Source organism: uncultured Megasphaera sp. (assembly GCF_958350005.1).
In the GTDB taxonomy this organism is placed as follows: Bacteria; Bacillota; Negativicutes; order Veillonellales; family Megasphaeraceae; genus Megasphaera.
The window spans coordinates 1-10503 of sequence record NZ_CATWFF010000067.1; the positions used below are offsets into that span (position 1 = coordinate 1).

Sequence of the window (10503 nt, forward strand, 5' to 3'; positions counted from 1 at the left end):
ATTATCATATATTTTTGATACATCTTTTAAATCAATCATGGGAACCCTCTTTTCCATACAATCAGCGGACAGACTGTCCGTCTTCTTTTCTGGTCAAACGCTTTTTGATGCGTTCCTTGTCTTCCAGAACGCGCAGGGCCAGATAGGCATTGCGCAGTGACTGGCGGCGCAGATGATGGAGCCGCGCCTTAATGACCGGTGCAATAGAACCCCGTTTCAGCTTGGTCCGCACATCGGCTACAATATCAGCAGCCGAAATAGATTCTACAGTTCCACACAGCCTTTCCCCAATAAGGCGGATAAAACTGTCAATTTTGGGATCATAGGAAATCGCCGTAACAGGAACTTCCATCAGGGACGCAAAAATAAGGGCATGGAGCCGGTTGGCAATGACGACGTCCATGCAGCCCATAAGGGCCATGAATTCCTCCGTATCGTAAGACCTGCGCAGTACGACAGCTTTCGATTTCATGAGCGACGCAATTTCTTCGCCGGCTGTAACGTCTGCCGGGTACTGCATGGGGATGAAAATGATGCGGGCCCCTTCTTCGTTCTGCAGGATATCTGCCGCTTCGGCAATGGCCTGTTTATACGACGTCAGGCCCTGCCAGTTCCGAACGGCAATGCCGATGTGTTTCTGCGTATCTGAAATGCCGGCTTCCTTCAGCAGTTCCCGTCCCAGACGGTCATCTCCCGGATGCATAGACAATACGGCATCGGCCGTTACGTGTACAGGCGGCTTCGTCACGCCCAGGGACGCCAGCTCTGCTTTCGATTCGGCATCGCGGACGCCAATAACGGCCACCTTCTGCAGTACATTCCGCACAGCCCGTCTCGCCTGCTCTCCCCGTACAGGGCCAATTCCCTGGGCATACAGCATGACCGGTTTATGGAAAAACATGGCAATGCGCATAATGCTCAGATAGTAATAGAGACTGCGGGAGCTTGTCACATTCTGGAGCAAGCTCCCGCCGCCGCTGATAAGAATATCACAGCGGCGAATAGCCGCTGCGATAGCAAAGAAATTCAGTCGATATACAGTTTTGACTCGATGGTGTTTCTGCGTCATTTTGCAGTTGCCGGTAATAACGGTAATGTCCACATCGGGAATGCTGTCCCGCAATGAGCCGACAATAGCTGCCAGCATCGCTTCATCACCGGCATTGGCAAAGCCATAATACCCGGAAATAACGACCTTAATCACGACCGTTCACCTGCTTTCCCAGCCAGGCGGTCACATAGTTCAGCACAGCCAGGACCACAATGCCGGCGCAGCCAAGGATAATCCCCATGGCCAGGCCATCAATGCCGCGTACCAGGGACATGAGGAAAGGCGTCCGAATATGAGCAAACGTTTCTACCATGGAACCGATGCCGATGGACGCCGCCAGAACCAGGAAGAAATGCAGGAGCTGCGGCCATTTCCGATACAGCGCTGCTACCATGAGGAAAAAGGCGGGATGACCGACGAGAAATTCCTTTTCCCGCGGCCGGGCATACATGACCGTTTCCAGGAAACGGCGCAGGGCCACTTCAAATCCCGGAACAGGCACGCCTGCCGTATGGCCGCTGCGACCGACAAAGATAAAGGCAACAAATCCCAGGAATCCCAGGAGGAGCAGTGTTCCCATCTTGATGGGAATATTTAAAAACGATTTGACAAACGACGTGAACTCCTGCGGCGACGCAATAGTCTGTCCCCACAGGGGAAAACGCTGTAAATAGCCAATAGCCACCAGTATAAGGGGCAGCACAAAGGTCAGTTTGACGCCGCGGTAAAAATCAAATTCCATGAGGAAGCGAATGTTTCCCAGCATGGCTGCAATATACAACCCGCCAATCAGGGAAACAGCAAAGGCGCAGACCAGACCAATGGTCCCGTCCCGTACGACTGCGGCATAGCCCAGCCGTTTCTGCAGACCTTTTTTCTTCCAGTAATCGAGCAGCAGCAGCATAGCTGCCGTAGGTGCCAGTACAGCACAGCCAATAGCCATAACCTGCAGGAATAAGGCTCCTTTGGCAATCAAGGCGCCGCCGGCTCCAACGATAACAGCCAATACCAGAAGGATGCGGTTGATCCGTTCAGGCAGAGGAAGAAGCAGATTCAGGACAAATAAAAATCCGCAGGCAGCAGCGGCTGCGGTCACAGCCAGGAGCAGCCGGTTCGGGTAATAGGCTTCCATTACCGAAGCCCGGCCCAGCGTATAGCCGCGGTCTTTCAATTTCTGCGACGTCATGGCTACGTAGGACAAATTCGTTTCCGTTAAATTCATCCCGTGGAGCGGCTTTTTATACAGGGCAAATAAATTGACCCGCGCATTTCGTTCCAAATCGCTGATATAATACCGCATGGAAGCTTCTTCTGGCGTAATCTTTTCCAGTTCTTCCTTGGCCATGGCATATACGCGGACCGTATCATAATCGAGGAGTCCTGCCAGGTCATACATGCCGTCCTGCTGATTATACTGCAGCTGATTGACGGCTTCAATCATGTAAAAAGGCAGGTGACGCTGCTTCATCTGATCTGCCGTAAATTCCAGCATGGTCTTGCGTTCGCCGGCAACGGGAGAATACCCCAGAACTTCCTTCCCTACAAACATGATGCCTGACGCATTGGGAATGGCGTCGGCACGCTGGAAGAAATGAGCTACCTGTTCCCGGCTCGGATCACTGTAGTTGGAAGGACGCAAAATCACGTGAAAGCCATGAGCGGCAATCTGTTTGGCATCAGCTGACAAAATGCCCAGATTAACTTCTCCCAGTGCAGGCATAACACCGCGAATGCCTAAAATGCGGTACTGCGAATTTGCCAGGCGGGCAACATTCTGAGCACCCAGGCGAACTTTCAGATCCGCAGCTACTTCATCAAAATAAGCGTCCTGCTGCTGAAGGGGCTTGCCAATTAAATAGTAATCATAGGTCAGATCTTCGATCTGAAATTGCCGGTAATAGAGCTGAGACCCCAGCCGCGTAATCAGGGAAAATTCGCCGCGCTGTGTCAGCTTATTCAGCGTCGTGTCATAGATCGTAAAGCTCGTAACTCCGGCCTGACGGCATTTCTCCATTGCCGTATCCAGATCATACCCGTCATTGCGCGCCATCGTGACAACGGCATCATAATCCATGGCCTGTTCAATCGTCATGGACCGTTCTTCTACATCATGCCGCTGAACGCACAGGTACACGGCACACAGCAGCCCAATACATACGGCAGCTATCATGGCCATTTTGCTCATGCTCTGTTTTACCATTATTTCCACACCTTATCTATGAATTAGTAACTCGTCCGTGGATTGTCAGGACATTGTCTTGCATAGTCACGCGATCCGGCACCATGCCGAGGGGAAATTTCTGAAAATCATAGATTTCAGCCTTCCCCATCCGGTTGCTCGTATATTTCATGCCCATACTTTCGACGGAAATATCGTCCGGTATAAAGAGCAGCTTGCTGCCCTGCATGCCAAAGCGCCCCTGCACGGTCGCATGGGCAGGAAGGATGCCGCCGACTTTCGCCGTTCCCGTTACGACGACCACATCGCCTTGAAAGGCAATATCCACATCAGACAGATCGCTCATCTTGTGCATCAGAAAGCGGCGAAGTTCTTCGCTGCTGACTGATGCGGTCATCTCACCGCTGCCGGCACGGGTCACAGTCAGGCGCTGATCCAGTACGACTGCTGCCGGATCAAACCGGACGTCCTGCAGGGTACAGTCCAGGGAATCAAACAGCAAGTCCCCTACGCGGAACGAACGGCTGTGAATGCGGACAGCGTCAATCTCGCCTAGCAAACACTTTGCCCCCGGCGACGCAGTGACTTCGATATCATCCATATTCAAATCCATCTTTTCAGACAGCGTATAGTACAGCCCCGTTTTAACAAGCTGCGGCGCATAGGCATTGGCCCCGGTCAGCAACGCTGCGAGAACCACGAAGAGTAAAATAATTTTTTTCATTTAAACTTCCTGTCTGGCTAATCGCTTATTTTTTTCCTGCTGTAAATATCCTTCAATAAAGATATCCAGATCGCCGTCCATGACAGCCTGAATATTGCTGGTTTCCACACCGGTACGATGATCTTTTACCAGATTATACGGGTGGAAGACGTACGACCGGATCTGGCTGCCCCATTCAATTGCCTGATGGACGCCGCCGATTTCGGCTTTCAGCTTTTCCTGCTTTTCCCGTTCCAGTTCAAACAGTTTCGCCCGCAAATATTTCATGCACATTTCTTTGTTCTGCAGCTGCGACCGTTCATTCTGACACTGAACGACAATGCCCGTCGGAATGTGGGTCATGCGGACAGCCGAGCTGGTCTTGTTGACATGCTGACCGCCGGCACCGCTGGCGCGGAAATAATCGACGCGCACATCGTCCATATTGATTTGAACATCTACGTCATCCGGAAGTTCCGGCATGACATCGACAGCCGTAAACGACGTATGCCGCCGGGCATTCGCATCAAACGGCGAGATACGGACTAAACGGTGTACGCCCTTTTCCGACTTCAGGTAGCCATAGGCATACTCGCCTTCAATAGTAAAGGTCGCACTTTTTACGCCTGCTTCATCACCGGGCTGCAAATCCATTAACGTAATGCCATATCCATTCCGTTCGGCCCAGCGCGTATACATGCGGATCAGCATCTGTGCCCAGTCCTGCGCTTCTGTGCCGCCTGCACCGGCATGGAAGGTAATAATGGCATTGCAAATGTCATATTTATCGGACAACAGCAGCAGAATTTCCCGCTTTTCTACTTCTTTCACCAGTTCATCATACTGTTTTTCAATTTCACCGGCTAAGCCGGCATCTTTTTCTTCCATAGCCAGATCCAGATAGTCCCGCAAATCCTGAACGCGCTGCACCAGCTCTGCATGGCCTTCTACTTCTGTTTTCAGCCGCGTCGCTTCCTGGGAAATGGCCCGGGCTTTATCGGGATCATTCCAGAAATCAGGATCGCTCATCTGCATATCCAGATCCATAATACGTTCTTCTTTTTTAGGTAAGCTAAAGTGAATCCCCGATTTCTTGTATTCTGTTCTGTAAATCTTCCAACGGTTTTCGGAGTTCTTCTAGTAACACAAGTTTCACCATCTTTCCAAAATTCATACCTTGCTGTGCCGCAGCGGCGCACAGCATATCTTAGTGTTTCTGTTCATCCTTACGGATGTCTTCAGGGCTGACAGGTTTGCTTTCTTCATGAACTTCTGTCGCACTCTGAAGGCGGTCTTCGGCCTGCGGTACAGGCTTGCTGTATGTGACCTGAATATGATAGAGGAAGGTAACGACTGTCCGCTTAATGGAATCAATCATTTCATTGAACATTTCATAGGCTTCAAATTTATATTCCACAAGAGGATTTTTCTGCCCGTATGCCCGCAGGTTAATACCTTCCTTCAGGGCATCCATGGCGTCGAGATGATCCATCCATTTGCTGTCAACGACGCGGAGCATAATTGCCTTTTCCAGTTCCCGCATGGTCTGTTCGCCAATTTCCTTTTCCCGGGCATCATAGAGCGATACGGCAATGCCTTTTAATTTTTCCTGTACTTCTACGCGGCTCAGGTTTTCCAGTTCCTGCACCGTCGTCGCGCCCTTGGGCACAAAATACTGTTCCATCTGTGCCAGGAGACCGGCGAAATCCCATTCTTCAGGATACAGTTTTTCATCGGCATACTTGTCCAGACCATCGCGGATAATATCGTCTACCATATCCAGAATAATATCGCGAAGGGAATCGGCAACGAGGACTTTCCGGCGCTGTCCGTACAGGACTTCACGCTGCTGATTCATGACGTCGTCATATTCGAGAACGTATTTACGGATTTCAAAGTTATGGCTTTCGACTTTCTTCTGCGCCTTTTCAATAGAGCGGGTAATCATGGAATGGGTAATCGGTTCATCTTCATCCATGCCCAGTTTGTCCATGAATTTGGAAATATTTTCGGAACCAAAAATCCGCATGAGGTCATCTTCCAGAGACAGGAAGAACTGCGTCGTCCCCGGGTCCCCCTGACGGCCTGCACGGCCGCGGAGCTGGTTGTCAATACGGCGGCTTTCATGCCGTTCCGTACCGATAATCATGAGGCCCCCCAGTTCGGCTACGCCTTTTCCGAGCTTAATATCGGTGCCGCGGCCGGCCATATTGGTTGCAATGGTTACCATGTTCATCTGGCCGGCATTTTTGATGATTTCCGCTTCTTTTTCATGATACTTGGCATTGAGCACATTATGGGGAATATTTTCCTTGTCCAGCATCTGGCTGATAATTTCAGACTGGCTGATGGACGTCGTCCCTACCAGAATAGGCTGTCCCGTCTTGTGCCGTTTAATGACTTCCCGCACGACAGCACGGTATTTGGCATTTTTCGTCTTATAAATGACATCGGGCAAATCTTTACGGATTGCCGGACGGTTAGTCGGAATAACATAGACGTCGAGCTTGTAGATTTTGTTGAATTCGTCTTCTTCCGTCTTGGCCGTACCGGTCATGCCGGCCAGTTTATTGTACATGCGGAAGTAGTTCTGGAACGTAATGGTTGCCAAGGTCTTGCTTTCGCCCTGAACCTTGACATTTTCCTTGGCTTCAATGGACTGATGCAGTCCGTCGCTGTAGCGGCGGCCAAACATGAGACGGCCCGTAAATTCATCGACAATGACGATTTCGCCGTTTTTGACGACGTAATCCTTATCGCGGTGCATCATGAACCGTGCCCGCAGAGCCTGAATGACCAGATGGTTTAAATCCAGATGTTCATTATCGAACATGTTGCTGATGCCCAGCATCTTTTCGATTTTTGCAACCCCTGCTTCGGTCGGCGCAATGGTCTTCTGCTTTTCATCCATTGTATAGTCGTCTTTGCCCAGCTGTTTGACAACGCCGGCCAGGGTATAGTACAAATCGGTCGACTTTTCGCCAGGTCCGGAAATGATCAGCGGTGTCCGCGCTTCATCAATGAGGATGGAGTCCACTTCGTCGACAATACAGTAGTTCAGCGGCCGCTGTACCATCTGGTCTTTGCTGACAACCATGTTGTCGCGCAGGTAATCAAAGCCAAATTCATTATTTGTACCGTACGTAATATCCGCATTGTAGGCACGGCGGCGCTGTTCATAGGACAAATCGTGGACAATCAGGCCGACAGACAAACCGAGGAATTTATAAATCTGGCCCATTTCTTCACTGTCACGCGTAGCCAGATAATCATTGACCGTAACGACGTGAACGCCTTTGCCAGTGAGCGCATTCAAATATACCGGCAGCGTCGCAACCAGCGTCTTGCCTTCGCCAGTACGCATTTCCGCAATATCACCGCGATGCAGGACGATGCCGCCGAGGAGCTGCACGTCAAAATGCCGCATGCCCAGCACGCGGCGTGATGCTTCCCGGACCACGGCAAAGGCTTCGGGAAGAATCGCATCCAGTGTTTCGCCGCCTTCTAAACGCCGCTTAAATTCAAACGTTTTTTCCTGCAGTGACGAATCGCTGAGTGCGCTGAGCTTTGGTTCCCAATCGTTGATTTGCCGGACAATTGGCCACATTTTTTTGAGTTCATGCTCCGTATTATTTCCGAGCAGTCTCTGGATCCATTTATTAAACACCTGGTAAGCCCTCCAATTACAATAGTAATACATGTTTTTATTCAATTATACATTGTACCCCATGAGCGGCGTACATTGCAATAGGTTAGCGGCAACTGCAGCCTTTCCCCGGCGCAGCGATTCCGGCAAAGGCGGATACAAACAGGCATTTCGCCTTTTGTAAATTATTTTTGACACTGCCCTGTACATGCGGACAGGATCAGGCAAACAAGTATTCCAGACGGCGCACGATGCTGCCGTTTCGGGTATAAATGCGGGGTACGCGGCGATTTATATTGCAGAGAATTTCATGATCAATGGTCCCAATAATCCGGGCCAGTTCTTCCAGCCGGATTTCTTCTGCTCCCTGCCGGCCAAACAGCACCACTTCATCGCCAACAGCAGGATTTTCTATATCCGTAACATCCAGCATGCACTGATCCATGCAGATATTGCCGACTTGCCGTACCCGCTGGCCATGTACGAGGACATCGGCCTTGTTGGACAGCAGCCGCGGGTAGCCATCGGCATAGCCAATCGGTATCGTCGCAATGACCGTTGGCCGCTGGGCCACAAAATGCCGGCCGTAACTGATGGTTTCTCCTGGAGCAATCTGCTTGATATGGGTAATGCAGCAGTGCAGCGACATGACTGGCTGCGGCACAAAGGACAGGCTCTGAACCGTATCGGACGGGTGATAGCCATACTGAATAATACCGGTGCGCACCATATCACAGCGAAAATCAGGATAAGCCAGGGTGCCGGCACTGCTGCTGCAGTGTACGACAGGAATGTGAATGTGTTCGGCAGCCAGGCGGCGGCAGAACCAGGAAAATGTATCATACTGCCGTTTTGTATACGCAATATCAGCCTCATCGGCTTCATCAGATACGGCAAAATGGGTAAACATGCCTTCAATGGAAAGACAGGGCAGGGCTGCTATGCGCACAATGGCGGCAATACTGTCTTCACTTCGGCGAAATCCAATACGGCCCATACCGGTATCAACAGCCAGATGAATGCGGGCCTTCGTTCCCTGCCGCACGGCTTCCCGGGAAAACAGCACAGCATCTTCATAATGAAATACAGCGACGTCAATGCCGTATTTCACGGCTTCCTGAGCCCGTCTTCCGTCGGTATGCCCCAGAATCAAAATGGGGACCTTAATGCCTGCCAGCCGAAGCTCAACGGCTTCATCCAGACAGGCAACAGCCAGCCGGTCAGCACCGCTTTCCAAATATACTCTGGCCATTTCAACAGACCCGTGTCCATATGCATTCGCTTTCACAGCCGACGTAATCAGCACGTCTGGCCCGACAAGGCGGCGGATATTCCGCATATTCGCTGCGGCTGCATCCAGATCTATCTGCGCCCATACGGGACGGCGCGTAAAATTATCGGTCATGACATGTACATCCATAGGTACGGACCTCACTTTTCCTGCATTGCCCATGCATCTATTTTAAAAATATATTGTTTAGTATAGGCTATTCTGAATTCTAAGTAAAGTTTTCCTCTTTATCTTTTTTATGATAAAAGGCATTCTCTTGCTAATATGGTATAATAAAGAAAAAATCACATGCCTGAACCATAGTCAGACAGAAAGGATATATCCATGACTACTGCAGCAGCTACACCCCGTCAATTACTGAATTTTATCCATCGTTCGCCTTCGCCCTATCATGTCGTACAAACCAGTATGGACTTGCTGAAAGAAGCGGGCTTTACGGAATTATCTCCTCATGCCCCATGGGAACTTCATGAAGGAGGCTCCTATGTGGTCACTGCCTTTGATTCCAGTCTGCTTGCCTTTACCATTGGCCGCCACCCCCGCGCCCATCTTCGCATTGCCGCCGCGCATACGGATTTTCCCTGCCTGCGCGTAAAGCCGGCCGCTTCGATTATGCAGGGCGTGTACGGCAAACTGAATATCGAACTCTACGGCGGCATGATCCGGGAATCCTGGCTCGACCGGCCGTTGTCGCTGGCCGGAAAAATTGCCACGACAGGAACGGACCCGTTCCATCCGGCCATTCATGTCGTTGATTTTCATACGCCCTTGCTGACGATCCCCCGCCTGGCTATTCACATGAACCGCCATACGAACGACGGCGTTGCGCTCAATCCGCAGAAGGACATGCTTCCCCTCATGACCCTGTGCGATGGCAGCACGGCAGATTCCTTTTTACTGGACTATCTGGCAGAATACTGCCACTGTGCCGTGCAGGATATTCTTTCTTACGATCTGACCGTATATCCGGCTGAAGAAGGGTGCCTGCTGGGTCTGCACAATGAATTCATTTCTTCCCCCCGCCTGGACAACCTGACGTCAGTATATGCCAGCATTGCCGGCCTTGCCAATCATACGGCTGCCGACGGCATACAGGCAGTCGCCTTATTTGACAATGAAGAAGTAGGCAGCCGGACGAAACAGGGAGCGGCATCGCTTCTCCTGCCGACGTACCTCCAGCGGCTGTACCACGCCCTGGGCTATACTGATGAAGACTATCGCCTGGACCAGAGCAGCGCCTTTGTCCTGTCCATCGACGTAGCCCATGCCATGCATCCCAATATGCCGGAAAAATGCGATATTACCAACATTCCCGTATTGGGGCACGGCATAGCCCTGAAAACAGCCTGCAGTCAGGCCTATGCCGGTGATGCCGAAGCAGCGGCAATCATTACGGCCCTGTGCCGCAGCGGAAACATTCCGTATCAGCATTTTGTCAATCGTTCCGACATCCCTGGCGGCTCTACCTTGGGCTCTTTGCTGTCTTCTTATTTTCCCGTACGGACAATGGATATTGGGATTCCCATTCTGGCCATGCATTCTGCCCGCGAGCTGATGGGCGCAGCCGATCTGAAAGCCCTGTACGACTTGATCGGCCTGTTCTTTACAGAGTAAATATAATAATTTATTATAT

7 protein-coding genes are annotated in these 10503 nt (G+C 51.0%); 1 reads left to right on the top strand and 6 read right to left on the bottom strand.

Translation table 11 applies throughout. The features are described from left to right. Positions 1-61: 61 nt before the first annotated feature. The 6 genes from csaB to alr form a co-directional block, all read right to left on the bottom strand. Complete coding sequence (csaB, locus tag Q3886_RS05370) at positions 62-1204, bottom strand: polysaccharide pyruvyl transferase CsaB (RefSeq protein ID WP_301860142.1); 1143 nt, start codon at positions 1202-1204, stop codon at positions 62-64. Beyond that, positions 1197-3251 carry a DUF5693 family protein gene (locus Q3886_RS05375; RefSeq protein ID WP_301860143.1) on the bottom strand — a complete coding sequence of 685 codons (2055 nt, stop codon included), beginning with the start codon at positions 3249-3251 and terminating at the stop codon, positions 1197-1199. The genes csaB and Q3886_RS05375 overlap by 8 nt, the downstream gene beginning before the upstream one ends. A gap of 16 nt (positions 3252-3267) precedes the next feature. Continuing rightward, positions 3268-3954 carry an LmeA family phospholipid-binding protein gene (locus Q3886_RS05380; protein WP_301860144.1) on the bottom strand — a complete coding sequence of 229 codons (687 nt, stop codon included), beginning with the start codon at positions 3952-3954 and terminating at the stop codon, positions 3268-3270. Then, positions 3955-5092, bottom strand: a protein-coding gene (gene prfB, locus Q3886_RS05385; RefSeq protein ID WP_367881555.1) for a peptide chain release factor 2 whose coding sequence is annotated in 2 segments (ribosomal slippage) — positions 3955-5019 and positions 5021-5092 — 1137 coding nt in all. Because the reading frame shifts where the segments join, the coding sequence is not laid out codon by codon here. It abuts the gene before it with no gap. Positions 5093-5140: 48 nt separating this feature from the next. Beyond that, a complete protein-coding gene (secA, locus tag Q3886_RS05390) occupies positions 5141-7600 on the bottom strand; it encodes a preprotein translocase subunit SecA (RefSeq protein ID WP_301860145.1) in 2460 nt (819 codons plus the stop codon). Between the two features lie 199 nt (positions 7601-7799). After that, positions 7800-8999 carry an alanine racemase gene (gene alr / locus Q3886_RS05395; RefSeq protein ID WP_301860146.1) on the bottom strand — a complete coding sequence of 400 codons (1200 nt, stop codon included), beginning with the start codon at positions 8997-8999 and terminating at the stop codon, positions 7800-7802. 195 nt (positions 9000-9194) lie between these two features. Between alr and Q3886_RS05400 the strand changes: the two genes are divergently transcribed. Continuing rightward, complete coding sequence (locus Q3886_RS05400; RefSeq protein WP_301860147.1) at positions 9195-10484, top strand: M18 family aminopeptidase; 1290 nt, start codon at positions 9195-9197, stop codon at positions 10482-10484. Positions 10485-10503: the final 19 nt, after the last annotated feature.

Excerpts from the sequence above, each read along its gene's own strand:
- alr (WP_301860146.1), bottom strand. The coding sequence starts at position 8,999 with ATGGATGTACATGTCATGACCGATAATTTTACGCGCCGTCCCGTATGG.
- Q3886_RS05400 (WP_301860147.1), top strand. The coding sequence starts at position 9,195 with ATGACTACTGCAGCAGCTACACCCCGTCAATTACTGAATTTTATCCAT.
- Q3886_RS05375 (WP_301860143.1), bottom strand. The coding sequence starts at position 3,251 with ATGGTAAAACAGAGCATGAGCAAAATGGCCATGATAGCTGCCGTATGT.
- Q3886_RS05380 (WP_301860144.1), bottom strand. The coding sequence starts at position 3,954 with ATGAAAAAAATTATTTTACTCTTCGTGGTTCTCGCAGCGTTGCTGACC.